Source organism: Stieleria neptunia (assembly GCF_007754155.1).
Taxonomy (GTDB): domain Bacteria; phylum Planctomycetota; class Planctomycetia; order Pirellulales; family Pirellulaceae; genus Stieleria; species Stieleria neptunia.
Genome location: NZ_CP037423.1, coordinates 10,027,653 through 10,047,840, shown reverse-complemented (window position 1 = coordinate 10,047,840; position 20,188 = coordinate 10,027,653). Strand labels below are relative to the sequence as shown.

Genomic DNA, 20,188 nt, shown 5'->3' with positions numbered 1-20,188 from the left:
TTTATTTCCTGTGTTTGACGTGGTTTTAGCGGCAGGGGGCAAGCGGGCTGTCGGTTTCGTGAGCCGCGACGCGTACGCGGCCGGGCATCCAGACGCCCGCCCGACGCCTTACGGCCAGCGGCTCACCATTGCCTCGACTAATTCCACTCAATCGACAGTCGCGAGCTCTCCGGTTCCTTGTTATTGCCAACCCACCGGAGGGCTCGCGCCCTGCCGCTAACAAATCGTTCACGGCGTAGGGCTCTGCCTCTTAATCGTCGTGACGCGCGAGGCGGAGCCTCGCCGGCAGTGCGTTCCAAGGCTGAGCCTTGGAACGAGAGGGCGCGGTGGCCTCACGTCCGTCGCCAGAAGGTCGGGAAGACCAACACCAGCACGCTAAACACTTCGACGCGTCCGAGCAGCATCAGCCAGACGAACAGGAACTTGGCGCCTTGGCTGAATCCGGCGTAGTTCTGCGTCGCGCCGACGACGCCGAGTCCGGGACCGATGTTGTTGAGCGTGGCGGCGACGGCGCTGGCGCAATCCAACAGTTTTTCGTCCAGCGTGCTGTCTTCGGCCAGCGCCGCTGATTCCTCGGAATAGCCCCACGTCGAGCTCGGTTCGAAGGTGACCAACAGCATCCATGAGGCGATGAAAATTCCCAGGATCAAACAGAAGTAGACCATGATGCCGCGGAGCATCGCCGGATCGTCGGCGGTGTTGCCGCCGATCCGAATCAGTCGGACGACGCGGGGGCGGTACGAAAGTTCGATCTCGCGAAGCAGGATCTTGTAGAACAGCACGTGCCGAATGACTTTCATTCCGCCGCCGGTGCTGCCGGCGCATCCGCCGATGAACATCAACACCAGCAGGCTGCCGCGGGCGAAGTTGTTCCAGCGATCGAAGTCGGCCGTCCCGTAGCCGGTGGTCGTCATCACCGAGACGACTTGAAACAGCCCATTGCGAAATCCTTGCCCGAGCGATTCAAAGCCGACATCACCGGCACGCATCCCGAACAGCAAGATGCACCCGCTGAGTCCGGCGATGATTCCGATAAAGGTTTGAAACTCCACGTCTTGAAACAACTGTCGTGGCCCGCCGGCCAAGGTCAAATACAGCAACGTGAAATTGGTACCGGCCAGGATCATGAAGAGGATGGTGGTGTACTCGATCAGTGGACTGTCGAATCCGCCCAGCGACCGGTTGTACGTGCTGAAGCCCCCGGTGGCCATGGTGCCAAAGGCGTGACACAGCCCGTCAAAGAGCGTCATGCCTTCGAGCATGTAGATCACCGTCAGGATCGCGTTCAAGCCGCAGTAGATGCCGGCAAAGACGAGCGCGGTGTGTTGCATCCGGGGCATGCTACCTTCCTTGCTCGGCCCCGGCATTTCGGCGCGGACCATCGCCTTGCCGGCGGAACCTTGGCCGAGGATGGCGACGAACAACACGACGATCCCCAATCCGCCCAGAAAGTGTGTCCAACTGCGCCAAAAGAGGATGCAGTGTGGAACGGAGCTCGGGTTCTCCAAGTCCGTCAGAATCGTCGCGCCGGTCGTGCTGAAGCCGGACTGAGATTCGAACATCGCCTCGATGAACGTGATCGATTGATCGGCGGCGATTTCGGTTCCACTCAAGTAGTACGGCAACGCGCCCAGCACGGTCGCCAGCACCCAACTGAGTCCGACCACGGCCATCGCCTCTTTGCGAAACAGCGGTTTACCGCGATTGCCGCGTCCGCTGACCAACAGCAGTGTTCCGACCAACAAGCTGATCGCCATGCTCAAGACCAGACCTTGGATCCCCTCGCGTTCCAACGCCTCGGCCGCGGGCAGATGGGTCCGGTTGGCCAGCAGCGGAAACGCAAACGGCAGACTGAAACTCATCGATCCGCCGATCAGCAGACAGACGATGCCGAGCACGCGGCTGAGAAGTCGAAAATTCAAGGCTTGCGGGTCCTGTCGGGGGAATCAGCGGTTTTCCGCCAGGATTGTAGTGCGTTTGTGCAGAATGTCGCGGGTGGCGTTTGGCATCCGGTTTGCTTTTCAACTCTCCCGGCCTCGAATAACCCTTCCCCAGGGGATGAACGACGGTCAGGCGGTCGGCGCTGGAGGCGGCGTCGATCGCCACTTTTTGCGTGTTTTTCCGTGTCTGATTCGGTTCGATTCGGCCCGAGGCCGGCGCCGAGACGATGCGGCAATCGATGCATTCTGCAACACGCAAATTGATACACTTGTTGGGGCATCGAAGGGGTTAGCGGAACGGCGCGAGCGGGCTGTCGTTTTTGTGAGCCGCGACGCGTAAGCGGCCGGGCACTGCGACGCTGCCCGAGGCCTGACGGCCAGCGGCTCACCATTGACTCAGCAGATCCCGACGAAATCGACAGCCCGCGAGCCGTCCGGTGCAAGCGTTGAGAACGCGGTGAACGACCGGAGGGCTCGCGCCCTACCGCTAACAAAGAGCACGCCAGAGACTCGTCATCATGTGTGGTCGCATCAATCTTCGCACTCCCGCGGCCGCTTGGACGCAAGAGTTTTTGCCCCTGTGGTCGGACGAGGAGATCGCAGCCAAGGCCGCCGAGTATGAAAGCACCGCGCGGTACAACATCGCGCCGACCCAAAACGTGTCCTGCATCCGCGCCGCGGAGGACCCACGTCGCGAGTGGGTGATGCTGCGTTGGGGACTGGTCCCATCCTGGGCCGATGACCTGGCAATCGGCAATCGGATGATCAACGCCCGCAGCGAAACGGTGCATGAGAAACCGTCGTTCAAAAAAGCGTTTGCCCAGCGACGCTGTCTGATCCCCGCCGACGGTTATTACGAATGGATGAAGACGGCCGATGGGAAACAGCCTTACTTGATCGAGCCCAGCGATGGCAGCGTGCTGGCGCTGGCCGGGCTCTGGGAACGCAACCGCAAAATTCACGGTGATGATCGGCCGATCGAAACGTTCACGATTTTGACCACCTCGGCCAATGACACGACGCGGTCGATACACGATCGGATGCCCGTGATCTTGGACGCCGACGGGCAAGCGGCATGGCTGGAAACAGGACTCGACGATCCGAGTTCCCTGCGCGAGTTGCTGCGACCGGCGCCTAACGATCTGCTGACCGCCTTTCCGGTGTCAAGGACCGTCAACAGTCCCCGCAACGATGTGCCGGAGTGCGTCGAGCGCATCGAGTTGTCGGAAGGGGCATCGCAGCAGCAGGATCTGTTCTAGTGCGTTGACGACGTTCAAGTTTGACGTTGCGTTTGTCGAGCGGAACAGACGCCAGGTAAGAATGGTACGGGATTCAGCAACCGTTGGTGTCCAGCCTTTAGGCGTTCCTACTCGCTGCGGGGGACGTCGATTGTATAAGTGGCGGAGTTGATCGTCGCGGAAGTCGATAAGACGTTTGCAGCGCGGGCCCTCTCTGGCGTTTGCTTGCTGCGCAAACGCCGTCTCTCCCAGAGGGAGGGAATCTATATATAGGTTGCCAAATCCGGCAGTAATAAAATCGACGTCCCGAGCAGCGACACCGGGCGGCTAAAGCCTGCACACCCACACGTAGGCCCGTGCCATCGGTGGGTATGGCTTTCTATTCTTCGCGCAGTTGCTGATACAACTTGGCCCTGGCCAAACGCCAATCGCGTTCGACGGTCCCCTCGCTGACGCCGAGCACCTCGGCGGTTTCGGGGATCGACAATCCCGAGAAGAACCGCAGTTCGACGACTTCGCGCTGCCGCGGCGAGTCTTTTTCGAGTACTTCCAGAGACGCTTCCAAGTCTTCGAACCGGCAGCCGTTGCTGTTCTCAAAATTCTCCAGCACGACGTCCAACGATCCGCGCTGGTACTCGCCGCCACGTTTGGTTGTGTTCCGTCGTCGCGCGTGGTCGATCAAGATTTGACGCATCGCGCGGTTGGCGGCGGCGAAGAAATAGCGGCGGTCGGTCGCGTTGCCGATCGCATCGGAATCGAGCAACCGAATGCAGGCTTCATTGACCAGCGCCGTGGCCTGCAGCGTGTGGTCGCTGCGTTCGCGGCGCATCAGCGCCGAGGCCATTTGTCGAAGCTCGCTTTGGAGTTGTTCGAACAGTTGTTCTTTGACGGAATCATTGCCGCGTCCGAGTTCACGCAGCATCATCGAGACGTCGTTGGGGGGCTGATTCATTCCTGCCGACCTTGCAAATAGCGGTGAAAGCCAGCCGGCAGTGTACTCTTTCAGACCAGAAACTCCAAAATCGCGTCGGCAAGCCTGTTTTCGCAGGCGTCGTCGAACGCCACAAACATCGGGAACGAGTTGATTTCCAAGAACACCGGATCGCGGAATCCGTCTCGACAGCGGAAGTCGAGCGCGCAGTAATCGAAACCGATTTGTTCGACCAATTGATGGACCGATGCAACAATCTGCTCCGGAACCGCGGTGGCGTGGACGACCACGTCGTCGTCGGTTCGATAATCAATTTCGGTCGTTTGCAAATGAAACGCGTGCAGTTTGCCGCCGATCGAAAAGACGCGCAGGTTTTCGCCGTCGAGTCGTTCCTGGACGAACTGCGGTGCGAGTCCGGGGAGCCGCGAGGGGTCAGTGATGACATCGCCGGCGATGAAGGCGTGGTCGCCACCGGCCAGCGGTTTGATGATCTTGAGATTCGGGTCGGGGACGCTTTCCAGCGGCGACAGGTCACCCAACACGGTGGTTTGTGGAATCACAAGCCCGCAGCGGCGGGCGCGGACCAGGTTGCGCGACTTGTTGTTGCCGTCACCGGTCGTGCTTCGGTTGAGCAACCGAATGTTTGCCCAAGCAAGTGCGAACGATTCGGCGACGTCGTAGGCGGCGTGATTGGCGGCCGCGTCGGAGTCAAACACATTGAAACGCAGAAACATTCCCGCAGGCCGCAACGCCACGTCGCCGAAATCGATTTCCGGCGATTGAAAATCCCAGGCGATCTGACGCGCGCCCGGCCGGTCGGTGTCCCAGAAAAAATAATCGACGCCGCGGAGGTGGGCCTGGTCGACGATCCGCCGGGTGTTGGGGTCGGATTCACCGCCGACGATCACCAAGTCGATGTTTCTTGCATTCATGTCTTGCGTTTCGCTCGGACGATCACCAACGGCGAAAGTTTTTCCACGGCCGGGGGATGTTCTTGAAGGGACTCGAGGGCACTTTGAATTGCGGCTTCTTGATCGAGCCTTCTTCGCCCCAGGCCAGCGTGGTGGCTTTCGGGACGCTGTTGGATTCTTCACCCACCGCATGGGTTGTCACCCGAGACTCTTCGCCGGACCAGTTGGTCGTGGTGGGTTTGGGCGTCGGTCGGCCTTCTTCCCCCACGGCCATCGTCGTCGCACGTCGTCCGTCTTCGCCCAATCCATAGGACAGTGTCGTCGGCGGCATGGTTGATTCTTCGCCGACGGCTTGGGTCGTGGGCCGAGGGGTCGGCGGTTTGGATGATTCCTCGCCGACGGCATAGGTCGTGGCCCGAGGGGTCGGCGGTTTGGTTGATTCTTCGCCGACGGCATAGGTCGTGGCTTGAGGCGTCGGCGGCTTGGTCGACTCCTCGCCGACGGCGCGGGTGGTGACTTGGTTTGCCGGCGGCTTCGTCGACTCTTCGCCGACCGCTAGCGTCGTCATCGGAGGGTTCGGCGAAGGTTTTTGAGTCGGCGGCTTGGGCGTGCTGCCTTCTTCACCGATGGCAAAGGTGGTGATCCGCCCTGAGCCACCGGATTGTGCCGCCGCTGTGGTTTCATCGAGGACCTGGTACGCAGCCGCCGAAGACAGTCCGGCGACGACCAGTCGACGCAGAAAATCGCGACGGGGGACTTCACCGCGAAGGGCTTGTTCGACGATCGCGTCCACAGCAGGATCGGTGTTGGGATGGGGGTCAGACATGGCGGATCCGGGGGTAAGGGGGGGATCGGTATCTACTAGTTTAGGATCGAGCGGGCAGAAGTAAAAAGGGATTCGGCAATCCGTTGGTGTTTTGTCTTGAGGGACCGTCCATCTTAGGACGACCGCTTTTCGCACGTACGATGGCCCTTCCGGGCCGTCGTCCGGAGGACTCTTCCCGACGACCTAGAAAGGACGTCGTACAACGATCGGCTGATCGCATCACACTCAATCGACCAGATCGCTGTTTTGAGTCGCGTTTCGCGTTTTTTCTATGCTGGACCGTTCCGATAGCCCAATACCAACCTCCATGGTCGCGCCATTCGAGGCTGGAAGCCTCTCCCACTGAATTGACAGGCTGGAAGCCTATCCCACTGGATGGTTCGGATGACAAAGAAACCCCGCACCGATAACGGTGCGAGGCCGGGAGAAATGGTTTCGGCGTCTGGCTCACCAGCCGCGTCGGACGCTGCGGCTGCGGAAGACGGTCGCTCGTGGTGTCGAGTTTTGGTAGACCGTTGCCGTCGTTCCGCTGCTGTAATTGCCGCCGGTGTAGCTGGGCGTGTTGGTCGGATAAACGGGATTGGTGGACCGGCGATTGTCGATCGCTTCGGAGGACGAACTGCCGTAGGTGCCCCAGGTTCGGGTGACGGCGTTGGAGCGGGCGTTGGCCCAGTTGCCGTTGGCGACCGCGTTGCTGTTGCTGCGGGCAAATCCGCCGACGGTGCGAGCCTGGGAATTGGAGTGCGAGCGGGCACCCCAGCCGTTGGCCGACGAGTTGCCGTTGCTGATCGCCACACCGCCGTGGGAGACGGCTCGACTGTTGCCGCTGGCGAAACCGCCGTTGACTCCGCGGCCGGTCATCGTCGATCGGGCGTAGCCGCCGCCGCTGGCGTAAGCCGAGGAATTCAACCGCGTGTTGCCGCGGCCGTAAGCACTCGAGACGGCGGTGCCGCCGGTCGAGTAGCTGGATGCAGAGACTTGGGCGTGGGCGTTGCCGGTGAATGCAGCGGTGGCGAGGAGGGCGACAACGGCGAAGGTGGTTGCGAAGCGTTTCATGGGTCTGTTCCTGATGGACAAGCGGGGTAAAGAACTGGGTTTCGTGGGTGGCGGCCAGTGTTGTCGGCCTTCACCAGACACCTGCGTCGCGACCCGTCAAACCCCTGAACGATTTTCGAAAACTTTTCTCCCCGTGGCGTACGCTTCCAGCTTGCGTTCCAAGGCGGAGCCCTACGCCGTGAACGACTTTTCAGCGGCAGGGCGCGAGCCCTCCGGTGTGTTGGCAAAGATGCGCAAGCCGGAGGGCTTGCGCCCTGCCGCTAAAACCTCGTCCAACACAGGAAATAAATCGTTCACGGCGTAGGGCGGAGCCTGGGACCGAGTTGAACGGAGTGGACCGTCTAGCGGTAAACGTCATGCGCCGGTCATCCGTCTGATTGGATCGCGGAGTCAAACCGGCGGGTTGCATCGCGACGCTGGAAACACCAGCCTGAGGACAGCCCCGAGTGCCCGATTTAAATGAACCCACGGATGGCAGAGCGAACCCACGGATAGAAAGCAGCCTGGGATCCGTGGGTACGCGCTGCCATCCGTGGGTGTGATCCATTGCTGTGGTACCGGAGATCGTCTGTTCGATCAGATCGATCGAGGGAAGCGGATCTCACGTGTGATCGGATTCAATCAACAGGCCGCGTGACATTGACCGCCCGACCGGTCACCACCCTAGCGAGACTGACGGAGCACCGTTCGGACCTCGCGTTTGACCGCTTCGCCGAGCGTGCTCTGTCGCAGTTGTTGCTCGATTTCCGCCGCCGTGCCTCGAAATCGGATCGGGCCCTCGGCCAGTTCCGGCAACGACATTTCGATCGCGATCTGGTCACCGGCGCGACTGACCGAAACGGCGCGACTGCCAGAACCGGAACTGATCGCCGAAGAACTGACGCTGGTCCCGCTCCGTCGATTGCCCGGCATCGGGGGACCGAACATCCGATCAAAGAACCGGTTTTCCGTGGCCGCCGGTTGCAACACCTGCGTGCGGCCGCGGCGCAGCACCACGATCGGAAACGCCGGGTCCGGCTGCTCCAGTGCATCGCCTGTGATGACGGCTCGCCCACCGGCTTCCAAGATGACGTCGCCGGCACGGAGTCCGGCGCCCGCGGCAGCCGACTCCGCGGCGACGGCCTCGACCAGCACGCCGCGTTGTTCACCCAGGATGGGCAGATGCAGACGCAGCAATGCCGGAACGGGTTGGAGGGTGAGTTCCGGTTCGGGCTCGGCCGCCGCAGGTGGCGTCTGGGCCAAGACGGCAAACGCGACGAGCAGGGTGGCGGCACTGCCGCTGAAGAGTCGAAGGGTCATGGGAACGGTCCTGAAAATGGAGTCGGGATTGGAAAACGAAAGCGGGGGAAAGCAGGGTGATTCGTGCAGTTTGAAAGTCACCCTCCTGGCAGGAGGGTGACTAAAGAACGAGGCTGCCAAGGAGGGTGACGTCGTTGGCGGGGCGCTCGCGGCAGCCACCCGTTGGCCAACGCAAAAAAGCCCCCGACCGTGGGTCGGAGGCTTGGTTGCGGGTGTGTTTCGTTTAGCGGCCGAACATTCGGATCCCGCCGCCGCGGATGACGCGGGCCGGCATCGACCGGGAACGGGTCGCGTTGGGTTGGCCTTGGTAGGCCCGGTATTGATTGACCTGTCCTTGATAGACCTGGCCACCCCACTGTCGCGTCTGGCTCTTGGAGTACGCTTTGGTGTGTTGTCCGTAGCCGGTCGAATGGCTGCCGCCGTACACTCGACCTCCCGATGTGCCGGTCTGTCCGCCGCTGACCACGCGTCGGTTGCCGCCCTGCGTGACCACTCCGCCGTGGCTGACGTGGGCACCGCCTCGTCCGATGTTCAGTTGCACGTTGTGGGCCGCTCCGGCTTGGCCGCCGCCGACACCGATCGAGTTGCTGATGGCAAGCCCGTTGGGGCCGGCTCCGAGTGCGAATCCGTGGCCGAAATCGACGCCGTTTTTCGAACTGCTGCGAGACTTGGCGATTTGGATCATGCCGTCGGCGTTGGCGCCGGCTCCGACACGTCCGCGGGCGATGTCGACCCAAGATCCGGCCGATTGGGCGGAAACTTCAGCGGGCGAAGCCGCCAAGGCGAGGGTGAACAGGGTGGCGGCGGCGACGGTGCAAAGGGTTTGACGTTTCATGGTTTTGTCTCGGTGGAGTGTGTTTCGAATCGGGTGAGTTGCCTGACACACGACCCTGCGGCAGTCGCCGCAAAACCCCTGAAACAAAACCTGAAAAAAAAGTGTCGGAAGATCAGCCGATTGGCGCGAACGCGTTACCTGGAAGAGGTTAGCGGAACGGCGCGAGCCGTCTGTCGGTTTTGTGAGCCGCGACGCGTAAGCGGCCGGGCACTCCGACGTTGCCCGAGGCCTTACGGCCAGCGGCTCACCATTAACTCAGCTGATCCCGACTAAATCGACAGCCCGCGAGCCGTCCGGTTTCAGCGTGGAAGACCGGAGGGCTCGCGCCCTGCCGCTAACAAAAGACACCCCGCTTGGCGTCAAACGACATGGCATTGGGTTCGCGCTCTGCCGCTGACGAAAGCCACGCCATTGGTGCGGAAAGCATGCACTACGCGGCTACGGCGTGCTCTGGCACATGAAATCGTCCAGCCACAGCGTCCCGTCCCCGCGGGCGACGATTTGGATCCGGACCGGGACGATGGTACCGGCAGCAACGCGTCGGCCGTCGGCGGTTTGCGTCACGATCAACGGTGCCGCCACCCGGCGCCAGTCATAGCTGCCGGGATCGAACTCGATCAGTGTCTCGCCGGCGGGACCGACGATTCGCATCGCACCGGCGGCCAGTCGCTCGGCTTTGGCCCAACAAGAGAGTCGGTAGCGCTGGCCGGCGACGACGGAAAACTCCTGGCCGGTTCGGCCCGAGGCGTTGGCGACACCGTCGCCGTCGGCAGCGGACACGGTGAGACGCAGCGAGCGGTTTCCCGAGTGGGCCTCCGGGCTGATTTGGGCGGAGGATGCAAACCCAGGCGTGGTTTCCCACTTGGCTCCGGAAATGGAGTTCCAGTAGCGGATCGAATCGAGTTCGAAGCCGCCATTGAGGATCGAGGCCGCGGACGATCGTCGGGGGTCGGCGGCGGGCATCACGTCGATCTTGGTCGCTCGAGGCAATTTGGCGAGCGATTTGATGAACGCTTCCAACGCGGCGATTTGCATTTCGTCGACGTCTGGGGAACGTTTTCGGCGACTCAGTTCGGTCGCGATGGAGCGAACGGAGGCGAGGAGATCGCAAGCGGGTTCGAGGTCGATCGCGCGTCCAACGGCAGCCTCCGCAGCGGCCAGATCGCCGGACAAGGCCGCGGTGCGGCAACGTCCCAGCGCGGCCGCGGCCTGATTTTCGCCGGTCAGTGCGGCATGCTCTGCGATCGAAAACATCTCCGCTGCTTCGCTCAATCGCCCCTCGTGTTCACGGCACTGCGCCAGGCCGAATGTTCCCAGGGGATGATCGGGATCGGCATCACACACGGCCTGGAAATCGGACTCGGCCGTTTCGAAGCCGCGCTGACGCAACAAGATCATGCCACGGATCGCCCGCGCGTGCAGGTTGTTCGGATCGATGTCGAGCGCCGATTCGATCGCCGCGAGCGCCTCGTCCTGGCGGGTTTGATTGAGTCGAACGCCGGCCAGTGCGGTGAAGCCGTCGACCGGGTTGAAACGAATTTGCGATTCGGGTCGAGCGAGTTGTTGTTGCAACCAGTCGCCGATTGCTGCCCGTCCCCGCAGGTCGTCGACGGCGACGAAACGCATGTCGGCGATTTCTCCCAGGGGATAGGTATCGATGGCGGTTTGAATCCAAAGCTGTAGGGCTCGATCGACTTGCGCCAGTTCGGCGAACGCCTGGCCGGCCTGCCATCCGACCCAGGGATGCACGTCATAGGATTGCATCGCCCGCTGGGCGTCCTCGAGACTCCATTGCAGCCGTTCGGTCGCACGGCGGCGACGTTCGGCCGGGCTGTAACGTTCGTCGTCGGCGATCAATCGGGCCTGCCAACGATAGATGCTGGAGCGATCGGCGAAGGCAAAGCAGCGTTGGGGCAACAACGTGATGCACTGACCGAAGGAATGCAGCGCCGGAGCCAGGTCTTCCCATTGCAGATCGTCGGGACGCCGATCGCTGATCCGCTGGGCGATCAAATAATGGACTTGCCCGAGCCCCAAATGGGTTCCGTAATAATTCGGGTTCAGTGCGGCCGAGCGTCCGAACAGATCGCGTGCCGTGAGCAGTGCGTCGTCACCCTGGTAGCCGCGAAAGACCAATTTAAAACTGGGGTCGATCGCGGCGATCATGCTGAGCACGGCCAGGGAATGCGCATCGGGGCCGTTGCGTGTCTGCCCCAAATCCTTTCCTTGCAATCGGGCGCCCGTGCCCAGTCGCATGTTTGCGATCGATCGATACAGGCGTGTGGATTCGGATAGTCGAAACCGATCGATGCGGTCACTGACCACCAGCGCCGCTTCCGCTTCGGCTTTTCCGGCATTGGTCGTCAGCAATCGGCCGGCGGCACGCAGCAACGCGCTCGGGCCGCCGACACGACCCTCGCCGGTCAGCCGGATTCCGATCGATTTGACCAGCATCGCATCCATCAACATCAGCTGTTGATAAACATCCCATCGCAGGCGATCGATCTGTTCGGCCGAGAGGTCTTGATCGGGCAGCCCGGTCCACCAATCGGTGCGGTCCCAGATGCCGAGTCGTTTCAGTGCGGTGGTGCAGGCCAGCAAGGCCTTGGTGTCTCGGCTCAGCACGTTTTGTTGCTCGACGGTTTCGGCGAGCGCATAAAAATCGACGAGCGACTCGATTCGATCGGCTTGCTGTTCGATTCGATCGGCTTGTTCGATCAGCCGAGGTTCCGATCGCACACCCGGCAGCGTGTTCCGCAAGACGTTTAGCGCCGAGGTGTATCGATCGCGAGACACCTCGATCGCCGCCAGGGTTTCGGCGGCGTCGGCGGTGGTTTGCAACTCCGCGATCCGTTGTCGGTCTTTGGCATCGAGTTCCAGTCGCTTGCTGCGCCGTTCCTGTTCGGCTTGCAGTTTTCGCACGTTGGCCACATTCCACAGAATGGAACCGAAGACGCCGCCGATGGCCAACAAGAGCAGCGTCACGGCGAGCGTGCTGGTGGCGGTGCGGTGTCGTCGCATCCAGCGATTGACGCGAACTGAAACGGGATCCTTGTGGACCGAGACCGCTTGATCGGCCATCCAGCGATGGACGTCGTCGGCGATCTGGTTGGGATCGGCGTATCGATCGCTGGGATCGGCAGCCATCGCTTTCAAGCAGATCGACTCCAGCGGCGGCGCGATGTCGGCCGCGATCTGGCGTGGCCGGGTCAACGTTCCGGCGGCGATTTTTTTCAGCAACCGTGAGATCGAATCATCCTGATGCGGCGGACGGCCGGTCAGGATTTGATACAGGGTGGCGCCCAGCAAATAAACGTCCGTCCGCGTGCCGATGGATTCCAGTTTTCCCTGGGCTTGTTCGGGACTCATGTATTGCGGCGTGCCCACGGTTCCGCCGATGCGTGTGGGCGTTGATCCGCTTCCCTTGGCAATCGCTCGGGCCAGATCGGCCGTCATCGATTCTTCGACCGGTTCGTCCAACAACTTGGCCAGCCCCCAGTCGACGACCAGTGTTTCACCATAGGGGCCGACCATGATGTTGGACGGTTTGATGTCCCGGTGCAGGACGCGTTTGCTGTGGGCGTACTGAATCGTGTTGCAGACATCGACGAATCGTGACAACAGCTCGCGCAGTTGCAGCCCTTTGACGTCGGTGGAGTCGGAGTGTTGCAGCGGTCGATGGTAGCGATCGATGCTGTCTTTCATCGTGTCGCCTTCGATAAAACGCATCGCGTAATAGTGCTGACCATCGGGCCAGGTGCCCATCGCATAGACGGGCACGATCCCCGGGTGCTCCAGCCGACCGGTCACCTTGGCTTCTTGAATGAACCGCTGCCTCGCTTCCTCGCTGTCGGCCCAGCGGGGTTTGATTTGTTTGATCGCGACGTCGCGATCGAGTTGTCGGTCATGGGCCAGCAGCACTTCGCCGAGTCCTCCCTGGCGATAGGCACGGAGGATCCGGAAACGATCCGCGTCGTCGTTGGTCGGCCTGTCGGGAATCGGAGTCGCGGCTTCGTCGAGGTTGTCTTTTGTGAACAGTTGAGACCGTAGAAACGCCCCGTCGCCCGCTTGCCGGTCGGCTTCGATCAACTCCATCACCGCGTCCCGCAGTTCCCTATCACCACCGCAGCGGCGATCGAGAAACGATGCAAGCTGGTCCGCCGGCAGTTCGACGGCCTCCAGAAAAATCGTCTCGATGGTGTTGCGGTCGGGCATGCCGGTTTCAATTCCTTGGATTCGTCTCGGGATCAGCCGTTTCGCGCCGGCCTATGCTCGATCCATCATTCTGCCCCGAATGATTCTGCCATCCCTCCCCTGATTCCCACCGGCTTGGCTGGGCACGGTGTCTGGGTGGAGAGGTAGGTCAATCGCCCCCTACGGCCCGGCGACGCCGGCCGCCAGATCCGGATGCCAGTTCGGTGCGGCCAACTCCAACGTCAGCTTCCATTGCTTCGCTTGATCGGTCAGCCCCGCTTGGCGGACTAAGTTCAAGAGGGAAATTATTGGGGCGGTCTGCAGCGCCATCGGCAGCGCTTCGATCTCGTTTTCCATGCGTCGCAGGTTGGCTTCGATGGCGGGCGGCGGTTGGGTGCGAAACGTCAGCTGTTTGGCCAGTAAGGCGATCGTTTTGCGGTCGCGTTGCTCGGCCAAACGCTTCAACGCGGCCTCCGCCGCACTGTGATACTTTGGGGATCGCAGCAACCAACTGGCCACGACCAGCTTGACCGCCAGCGAATCCGACGCGGCGCGCCCGGCGGCCATCTGGACCATGGATTCATCACCGCCGATGGCTCCCGTCCAATCGATCGGCAGGATCGCCAGCGTCATCATCGGCAGCGGGCGGGCGTCGAGTTGGCTGACCAGTTCCAGCGCGATGTCACCCTGTCCGCCGCGCATCGCGGCTTGAGCGGCCACCATCGAGAGCCATTGTTGCCGCCAGACGGCAGGCCGGCTGGAGGCATCGTGATCGCTGATGCTGCGGACCAAGGCGGGGAGCGCGGCGCTAAAGTCGCCTTGATGGAACGACTCCAACGCGGCGGCTTGATCGGGTGGCACTTCGGTCAGCTCGACCGCGATCACACGCCGGGAAGACACGCGCGTGGGGACGCTCTGGCCATCGAGCACGATGGCCAGTTGTTCGGCGTCGTAGGTTTCGATCGTCCCACGAAGCGTGGTCAACGGCCGCGGGTACCAATGCTCCGGTGACGAACGCCCCGAGGACTGGGATTTCGTCTCCACCGGCGGCGCCAAACGGACGCGATGCGGCGGTTCGGTCGTCGGCGGTGTTTGAGCCTGAGCCGGGGCGGATCCGGCGGCCGACAGGCTGACCAAGACGGCCGCGACGAGGTGCGGCCACGTGGCGATGGGGAATTGAGATCCGATCACGGCGCGGGTGCCTCGTCCGCGCCGGGTTCCGCGGCGTTCGGCTGCACCGGTTCAGACCGCAGCTGCCGGACGTCGACGTATTGGTATTGCCCGTTGTTCATCGCGGCCAGATCTTTCAAAAAACTATCCGCTGCGGGACCGCCGCGGCTGCCGAATTCGATGGCGTGAATCGTCGTCCCGCTCTGTTCGGCGCGGTCTTGCACCAGCTTCAATTCCAATTGGGAAAGGCGTGGGATGTGCGCGTCGGTCAAAAAGAAAATGACATCCGGGGAAAGCCGCAGGGCCATCAGCAAGGCGCCTTTGTGTTTGGTGCCGCCGAACGCTTGGATCGCTTCGACGTAACGTTGCGCCCGTTTCAGGTTGTTCGGTTCACCGGCGACCATGGTCATCGGCATCCCCGACATCTGAAAGGGTTTGACGTTTTCGTTGTAGAAAATGATCTGGAACTGCTGCTGGGGGGACAGCGACTGCAGGCTGCGGATCAATTCTCGTTTGGCACTTCGGAGCGGCAATCCGCCGAAGCCGTTCATGCTGTCGCTGCGGTCGAAGACGTAGACGAATCGCGTTCCGCTGCCGGAGACGCCGAACAGCTTTGCCGTTGCTTGTTGGCCGGAGGACGGGGCCGCCGTGCCCGCGCCGTCGCCGAATGCGTCGCCGGCCAGTTTGACGTCGCCGGCAATGCCGCTGCCGCTGACCGGGGCGGGGGTCGATTGCATCGCCGACAGGATGCCTTGCAGATCGATCGGCGGTGATAGATCGGCCGGTGGAGCCGCGGCAGCTGCCGCGCTGGAGGAGTCTGCGGCGGTATCCTGGACCGTTTCCTTGGGGTCCGCGGTGACTTCTTCGTATTGGTCGCGATCGGGCAGCCGATGGACCACCGCGATCCCGATCTGGCGGTCAATTTCCCCCTGGGATCCCTTAGGGGCGGAGGAAGCCACCCAGGCGATCAGGAACAACAAAACCAGGTGCAGCACGAAGGAAAGCAGCAGCGGCGGTGTAGGATGGGGCTGGATTTCCGGCCCCAGCTTGGTAGGCGGTGAATCGTTTCGGGGCGGCGTTGCGTTCAAGCTGGTACTGTATCCTGTGATCCGAGACAATTCCGCTGTCAGACTCGCCATCGGCGGTTCTCAGCAGAGCCTCTCCAAATTACGTTATTAGATCAAGATTGTAACGATTTCACGCCGGCGCCGACGTCTCCGAGTTTCCGGACCGACGGCTTGAGCGCCCCTATTGGAGTAAATCTGTGAGCCAAGCTCGTTTTTTGTTTACCAGCGAATCGGTCAGTATGGGCCACCCAGACAAGTTGGCCGATCGGATTTCCGATGCCATTCTGGACGCCCTGTTCACCGAAGACCCTAACAGTCGCGTTGCTTGCGAAACCATGGTGACCACCGGCGTTGCAATCATCGCCGGCGAAATCTCCACCAAGGCCAAAGTCAACTATGCCGACGTGGTTCGTCAAACGATCAATGAGGTCGGGTACACCGACGATCAAATGGGCATCTGTGGTGACACCTGTGCCGTGATGGTTTCGGTGGACACCCAAAGCCCCGATATCGCCCAGGGCGTTGATTCGGACGACGCCAGCGGAAAAGACGTCGGCGCCGGAGACCAGGGGCTGATGTTCGGCTATGCCTGCAAGGACACTCCGGAATTGATGCCGCTGCCGATCGCACTCTCGCACCGCATCATCAATCGCATCACCGAAGCGCGTTTCAACAAGGAAGTCAGCTGGTTGCGGCCGGACAACAAGGCCCAGGTGACGGTCGAGTACGAAGGAAACACCCCGGTCCGAGTCGACACCGTGGTCGTCAGCGCCCAGCACGACCCCGACGTCACGAACGACGAGATCAAAAAGTTCATCATCGAAAACGTGATTCAGCCGTCGCTGCCCGAAGGCTTGGACAAGGGCGACATCAAGTATCACATCAACCCGACCGGCAAGTTTGTCGTCGGCGGCCCCCACGGTGACTGTGGCCTGACCGGGCGCAAGATCATCGTCGATACGTACGGCGGCTGGGGACGTCACGGCGGTGGGGCGTTCAGCGGCAAGGATCCGACAAAAGTCGACCGCAGTGCCGCCTACATGGCGCGCTATGTCGCCAAGAACATCGTGGCAGCCGGGTTGGCCGAGCGTTGCGAAGTCCAGCTGGCCTATGCGATCGGCGTCACCGAGCCCGTCAGCGTGCACGTCGACAGCGAGGGAACCGGAACCGTTCCCGACGAGCGACTGTGCGAACTGGTTCGCGAGCATTTCCCGCTGACCCCCTCCGGGATCATCGAGCACCTGAAATTGCGCCGCCCCGTATTCAAAGTCACCACCGCCGGCGGTCACTTTGGACGCGAAGGCGACACGTTCACGTGGGAAAACACCGACAAGGCCGACGCCCTGGCGGCCGCCTCGAAGCTGGCCGCTGCGGCCAACTAACTCTCGTGTCCGTTGGGCGTGACCGATGGCGACCGCGTAGGTCACGCTGTGCGTGACGCAGGCATGCACAGCATGCCCTACGTGGTAGGCATGCACAGCATGCCCTACGTGGTAGGCATGCACAGCATGCCCTACGCGTGAGAATGGCATGCACTGCATGCTTCGCGACTGCCGGAGGCGGAGCCTCCAAGACAGCTTGTTCCCGGGCAGAGCCCGGGGAGCAAGGCTTGGAATGTTTGTCCGCCAGACGAGCCCCCCTCCTGGAGTCCAGCAATGCGTTTGGTTTGGACCTCCGATCTTCATCTCAACCACGTGAATTTGAGAGCCTGGGACACTTGGATCGCCCAGGTCTCTCGCTGCGGTGCCGACGCCTTGGTGATCACCGGCGACATCTCGGAAGCCGAAGACGTGGTGTTTCAGTTGCGCCGTCTGGCCGAATCGATTTCCCTTCCGATTTACTTCGTGCTCGGCAATCACGATTTCTACGGATCGTCGATCGGGTCGACGCGACGCGACGTGGCCTCGGTCGCACGCGAGCTGCCGTCGCTGTGTTACCTGACCGACGCGAGCTTGATCGAACTGACGCCGGGGCAGTTCCTGGTCGGGGAAGACGGCTGGGGCGATGGGACCGAAGGCGACTACGAAAACTCACCGGTGCGTCTGAACGATTTTGTCGCCATCGAGGACTTTCGCCAGGTCGACCCGGCCAGTTGGCCTCGCCTGTTGCGTGAGCAAGGCGCCCAGTCGGCGGATCGGTTGCGGCAAAAATTGCTGGCGCTGCCCGAGTCGGCGCGGGGCGTCACCGTCGCGACTCACGTGCCGCCGTTTCGCGAATCGTGTTGGTACGAAGGCCGGACGACGGATGACCTGTGGGCGCCGTTTTTTGTCTGCGGCCAGGTCGGCGCGGTCTTGAAGCAATTTGCCGTTGAGCATCCGGCGATCGAGATCACGGTGTTGTGCGGCCATACCCATCACGCCGGCAGCGCCGAGATGGCGCCCAACTTGGTGGTGCATACCGCAGCCGCCGAATATGGTGCCCCGCGCGTCGAGCGTGTGCTGGAGTGGTGAGCTGAGGTTGTAGCGGAAGTCGTCAACGGGCTGTCGGTTTAGTCGGGATCCGCTGAGTCAATGGTGAGCCGCTGGCCGTCAGGCCTCGGGCAGCGTCGCAGTGCCCGGCCGCTTACGCGCCCGCGGCTCACAAAAACGACAGCCCGCGAGCCCTGCCGCTGCCATCTTGTAAAACGCAGGCAATCAATGCTTCGCAGCGTCGCCCAAGGGTATCGTCCAGGCGGTGAAGTCTCGGCGCATCAAAAAACTCTGCGGTCCGGGGTGTGGTTCCGAACGCAGAGTTTTTTGGAATGCAATGAAGCAGTCGGGCGGGAGTGAACTACTTGAGTTCGACTGAACCGCCGGCTTCTTCGATTTCGGCTTTGACCTTTTCGGCTTCTTCCTTGGAGACGGCTTCTTTGAGGGTCGCGGGGACGCCTTCGACCATCTTCTTGGCTTCCATCAGCGAGGCGCCGGTCAGGTTCTTGACGACCTTGACGACGTTCAGCTTTTTGTCGCCGAAGCCGGTCAGGACGACGTCGAACTCGGTTTGCTCGACGGCAGCTTCGCCGCCACCGTCACCACCGGCGGCCGCCATCACGACTCCGCCGCCTGCGGCGGGCTCGATGCCGTGGACTTCCTTCAGGTAGTCGCTCAGCTCTTTGGCTTGCTTGAGGGTCATTTCGGCGATCTTGTCGCCCATTTCTTTAGCTTCGGCGCTGAACTCAGCAACCGCAGTGGCTTCATCAGACATGACAGGTTTCCCTTAAAAAACGAATGGTCGGTTGTTTGAAAAACGGAATGGGGGGGTGATAGCTGTGGCGGTCGACTACTCGTCGCCTTCGCTGATCTTTTTCAGCTGGCTGTTCAGCGTCTTTCCGGGGCCCAGCATCGCGGCCGATAGCGTGGATCCGGGTCCCAGAATTTGGCCGACGAGCATCGAGATTTGTTCTTCGCGGCTAGGCCATTTGCTGACCGCCTTGACACCATCGGCGTCAAGACGTTCACCGTCCATGACACCGCCGGTGGTGGTGAACTGCTCGTATTTCTCGCCGTCCTTGTCCAAACGGACAACTTCCTTGACCAGCGACACAAAGTCTTCGCCGCCGTAGCACACTGCCACAGGGCCACTGGCACCTTCGAAGGCCGGGGCCAACGAGGTTCCCTCAGTGGCGCGTCGGGCGAGAGAGTTCTTCACGACAAACATCGTGATGTTCCTCTCGGCCAATTCGCCACGTAGTTCATTGGTCGTGTTCGCGTCCATTCCGACGGTGCTGACCAGGACGGCGTCTTGGACACCGTCAAGTTGCCGCTGGATGTCGCGGGTCACGAGTTGTTTGACGTACTTACTCATCAGATTGGTTCACTGAAGTAGGGATGATGGGGGCGCCGACTAGCAAGTGACTCGCACACTCGGGCTCATCGTTGCACAGATCGCCACACCTTTGACGTACGTGCCCTTGATGGTTTGCGGTTTCAGGCCGTCCACGAATTGGATGAAGGCGTTGATGTTGTCGACAAGCTTGTCCGCTTCGAAGCTCATCTTGCCGACCATCGCGTGGACGTTGCCGCCCTTGTCGTTGCGGAATTCGACCTTACCGGCCTTGTACTCGCCGACGACTTTGCCGACATCGGGAGTGACGGTTCCGGCACGAGGGCTGGGCATCAAACCGCGTGGACCCAAGACGCGTCCGAGCGGTCCGACCAATCCCATCATGTCGGGTGCGGCGATGCAGACGTCAAAGTCTGTCCAACCGTCCTTGATCTTCTTGGCCAGGTCTTCTTGACCGACTTCATCGGCACCCGCTTCTTGTGCTGCCGTGGCGGCATCGCCCTTGGCAAACACGACGACGCGTTGCTGTTTTCCGATCCCATGCGGAAGCACCAGTGAACCGCGGATGATCTGGTCCGCCTGGTTCGGATCGACGCCGAGACGCATGTGGATTTCGACCGTTTGATCAAACTTGGTCGAATCGTACGACTTCAGCGCAGTGACCGCTTCATCGAGAGGAAGCGTGTTGGCTGGTTGCTTTTCGAGCGCGGCGCGATACCGCTTTGATTTCTTACCCATATGGTCACGACTCAATGGAGGTCGGGTGGTGTTAGCAAAATCACCAGGCCCGAGGCGAAAACGCACCCCGGCGGCAAATTCTCCCACTTCACAGAAAACCTATCGGCTTCTGACGAGACGAGAATATTGAGAAAGTCGGTGAAAGCGTCAACGCCAATTGTGCAACTTGCCCAGAAGTTTTTTCGCCGCCGGGATGATGGTCGTCCGTTTGGACGTCTCTC

Annotated in this window: 17 protein-coding genes; 4 read left to right on the top strand and 13 right to left on the bottom strand. The window is 61.5% G+C overall.

The annotated features are described in order from the left end of the window. Positions 1-332: 332 nt before the first annotated feature. Positions 333-1,862, bottom strand: a complete 1,530-nt coding sequence (locus Enr13x_RS34665) for a TrkH family potassium uptake protein (RefSeq protein WP_145392857.1) — start codon at positions 1,860-1,862, stop codon at positions 333-335. Between the two features lie 596 nt (positions 1,863-2,458). Here Enr13x_RS34665 and Enr13x_RS34660 point away from each other — a divergent pair. Next, positions 2,459-3,199, top strand: coding sequence for an SOS response-associated peptidase (locus tag Enr13x_RS34660; protein ID WP_145391482.1), 741 nt, complete (start codon positions 2,459-2,461; stop codon positions 3,197-3,199). Between the two features lie 358 nt (positions 3,200-3,557). Here the strand turns inward: Enr13x_RS34660 and Enr13x_RS34655 are convergent, their stop codons facing one another. From Enr13x_RS34655 to Enr13x_RS34640, 4 genes are all read right to left on the bottom strand, one after another. Further along, the gene (locus Enr13x_RS34655) at positions 3,558-4,130 is read right to left on the bottom strand and encodes a sigma-70 family RNA polymerase sigma factor (RefSeq protein WP_145391480.1); all 573 of its coding nucleotides are present in this window, start codon (positions 4,128-4,130) and stop codon (positions 3,558-3,560) included. Between the two features lie 50 nt (positions 4,131-4,180). Beyond that, entirely contained in the window at positions 4,181-5,041 is an 861-nt protein-coding gene (locus tag Enr13x_RS34650; protein ID WP_145391478.1) for an ATP-grasp domain-containing protein, read from the bottom strand. A 22-nt stretch (positions 5,042-5,063) separates the two neighbouring features. Then, on the bottom strand, positions 5,064-5,846 hold the full coding sequence (locus Enr13x_RS34645; RefSeq protein ID WP_145391476.1) for a superantigen-like protein SSL4: 783 nt from the start codon (positions 5,844-5,846) through the stop codon (positions 5,064-5,066). 447 nt (positions 5,847-6,293) lie between these two features. After that, positions 6,294-6,902 (bottom strand): hypothetical protein, encoded by a 609-nt coding sequence (locus Enr13x_RS34640; protein ID WP_231743953.1) that lies wholly within the window; start codon positions 6,900-6,902, stop codon positions 6,294-6,296. On the opposite strand from Enr13x_RS34640, the gene Enr13x_RS38615 reads away from it, so the two are divergent. Further along, positions 6,901-7,206, top strand: a complete 306-nt coding sequence (locus tag Enr13x_RS38615) for a hypothetical protein (protein WP_197455577.1) — start codon at positions 6,901-6,903, stop codon at positions 7,204-7,206. The two genes, Enr13x_RS34640 and Enr13x_RS38615, sit on opposite strands and share 2 nt — an antisense overlap. A gap of 359 nt (positions 7,207-7,565) precedes the next feature. Here Enr13x_RS38615 and Enr13x_RS34635 read toward each other — a convergent pair whose 3' ends face one another. The 5 genes from Enr13x_RS34635 to Enr13x_RS34615 all read right to left on the bottom strand — a co-directional run bounded on the left by Enr13x_RS34635 (position 7,566) and on the right by Enr13x_RS34615 (position 15,539). Continuing rightward, on the bottom strand, positions 7,566-8,201 hold the full coding sequence (locus Enr13x_RS34635; RefSeq protein WP_145391474.1) for a PDZ domain-containing protein: 636 nt from the start codon (positions 8,199-8,201) through the stop codon (positions 7,566-7,568). A 223-nt stretch (positions 8,202-8,424) separates the two neighbouring features. Continuing rightward, a complete protein-coding gene (locus Enr13x_RS34630; RefSeq protein ID WP_145391472.1) occupies positions 8,425-9,036 on the bottom strand; it encodes a hypothetical protein in 612 nt (203 codons plus the stop codon). A 438-nt stretch (positions 9,037-9,474) separates the two neighbouring features. After that, on the bottom strand, positions 9,475-13,251 hold the full coding sequence (locus Enr13x_RS34625; RefSeq protein WP_145391470.1) for a serine/threonine-protein kinase: 3,777 nt from the start codon (positions 13,249-13,251) through the stop codon (positions 9,475-9,477). A gap of 159 nt (positions 13,252-13,410) precedes the next feature. Continuing rightward, on the bottom strand, positions 13,411-14,421 hold the full coding sequence (locus tag Enr13x_RS34620; RefSeq protein WP_145391468.1) for a hypothetical protein: 1,011 nt from the start codon (positions 14,419-14,421) through the stop codon (positions 13,411-13,413). After that, positions 14,418-15,539, bottom strand: coding sequence for a vWA domain-containing protein (locus Enr13x_RS34615; protein ID WP_145391466.1), 1,122 nt, complete (start codon positions 15,537-15,539; stop codon positions 14,418-14,420). The genes Enr13x_RS34620 and Enr13x_RS34615 overlap by 4 nt, the downstream gene beginning before the upstream one ends. 125 nt (positions 15,540-15,664) lie before the next feature. On the opposite strand from Enr13x_RS34615, the gene metK reads away from it, so the two are divergent. Further along, positions 15,665-16,849 (top strand): methionine adenosyltransferase, encoded by a 1,185-nt coding sequence (metK, locus tag Enr13x_RS34610; protein ID WP_145391464.1) that lies wholly within the window; start codon positions 15,665-15,667, stop codon positions 16,847-16,849. Positions 16,850-17,122: 273 nt separating this feature from the next. Continuing rightward, positions 17,123-17,917 carry a metallophosphoesterase family protein gene (locus tag Enr13x_RS34605; RefSeq protein ID WP_145391462.1) on the top strand — a complete coding sequence of 265 codons (795 nt, stop codon included), beginning with the start codon at positions 17,123-17,125 and terminating at the stop codon, positions 17,915-17,917. Positions 17,918-18,236: 319 nt separating this feature from the next. On the opposite strand, the gene rplL is transcribed toward Enr13x_RS34605, so the two are convergent. From rplL to rplA, 3 genes are all read right to left on the bottom strand, one after another. Further along, positions 18,237-18,650, bottom strand: a complete 414-nt coding sequence (rplL, locus tag Enr13x_RS34600; RefSeq protein ID WP_145391461.1) for a 50S ribosomal protein L7/L12 — start codon at positions 18,648-18,650, stop codon at positions 18,237-18,239. Between the two features lie 75 nt (positions 18,651-18,725). Beyond that, positions 18,726-19,250 (bottom strand): 50S ribosomal protein L10, encoded by a 525-nt coding sequence (rplJ, locus tag Enr13x_RS34595; protein WP_145391459.1) that lies wholly within the window; start codon positions 19,248-19,250, stop codon positions 18,726-18,728. Positions 19,251-19,289: 39 nt separating this feature from the next. Next, positions 19,290-19,967, bottom strand: coding sequence for a 50S ribosomal protein L1 (rplA, locus tag Enr13x_RS34590; RefSeq protein ID WP_145392856.1), 678 nt, complete (start codon positions 19,965-19,967; stop codon positions 19,290-19,292). Positions 19,968-20,188 lie beyond the last annotated feature (221 nt).

Coding starts and splice junctions, on each gene's coding strand:
- Enr13x_RS34660 (WP_145391482.1), top strand. CDS start 2,459: ATGTGTGGTCGCATCAATCTTCGCACTCCCGCGGCCGCTTGGACGCAA.
- rplJ (WP_145391459.1), bottom strand. CDS start 19,250: ATGAGTAAGTACGTCAAACAACTCGTGACCCGCGACATCCAGCGGCAA.
- rplA (WP_145392856.1), bottom strand. CDS start 19,967: ATGGGTAAGAAATCAAAGCGGTATCGCGCCGCGCTCGAAAAGCAACCA.
- Enr13x_RS34655 (WP_145391480.1), bottom strand. CDS start 4,130: ATGAATCAGCCCCCCAACGACGTCTCGATGATGCTGCGTGAACTCGGA.
- Enr13x_RS34640 (WP_231743953.1), bottom strand. CDS start 6,902: ATGAAACGCTTCGCAACCACCTTCGCCGTTGTCGCCCTCCTCGCCACC.
- Enr13x_RS34630 (WP_145391472.1), bottom strand. CDS start 9,036: ATGAAACGTCAAACCCTTTGCACCGTCGCCGCCGCCACCCTGTTCACC.
- rplL (WP_145391461.1), bottom strand. CDS start 18,650: ATGTCTGATGAAGCCACTGCGGTTGCTGAGTTCAGCGCCGAAGCTAAA.
- Enr13x_RS34615 (WP_145391466.1), bottom strand. CDS start 15,539: ATGGCGAGTCTGACAGCGGAATTGTCTCGGATCACAGGATACAGTACC.
- Enr13x_RS34635 (WP_145391474.1), bottom strand. CDS start 8,201: ATGACCCTTCGACTCTTCAGCGGCAGTGCCGCCACCCTGCTCGTCGCG.
- Enr13x_RS34665 (WP_145392857.1), bottom strand. CDS start 1,862: ATGAGTTTCAGTCTGCCGTTTGCGTTTCCGCTGCTGGCCAACCGGACC.
- Enr13x_RS34605 (WP_145391462.1), top strand. CDS start 17,123: ATGCGTTTGGTTTGGACCTCCGATCTTCATCTCAACCACGTGAATTTG.
- Enr13x_RS34650 (WP_145391478.1), bottom strand. CDS start 5,041: ATGAATGCAAGAAACATCGACTTGGTGATCGTCGGCGGTGAATCCGAC.
- Enr13x_RS34645 (WP_145391476.1), bottom strand. CDS start 5,846: ATGTCTGACCCCCATCCCAACACCGATCCTGCTGTGGACGCGATCGTC.
- Enr13x_RS34625 (WP_145391470.1), bottom strand. CDS start 13,251: ATGCCCGACCGCAACACCATCGAGACGATTTTTCTGGAGGCCGTCGAA.
- Enr13x_RS38615 (WP_197455577.1), top strand. CDS start 6,901: ATGGGTCTGTTCCTGATGGACAAGCGGGGTAAAGAACTGGGTTTCGTG.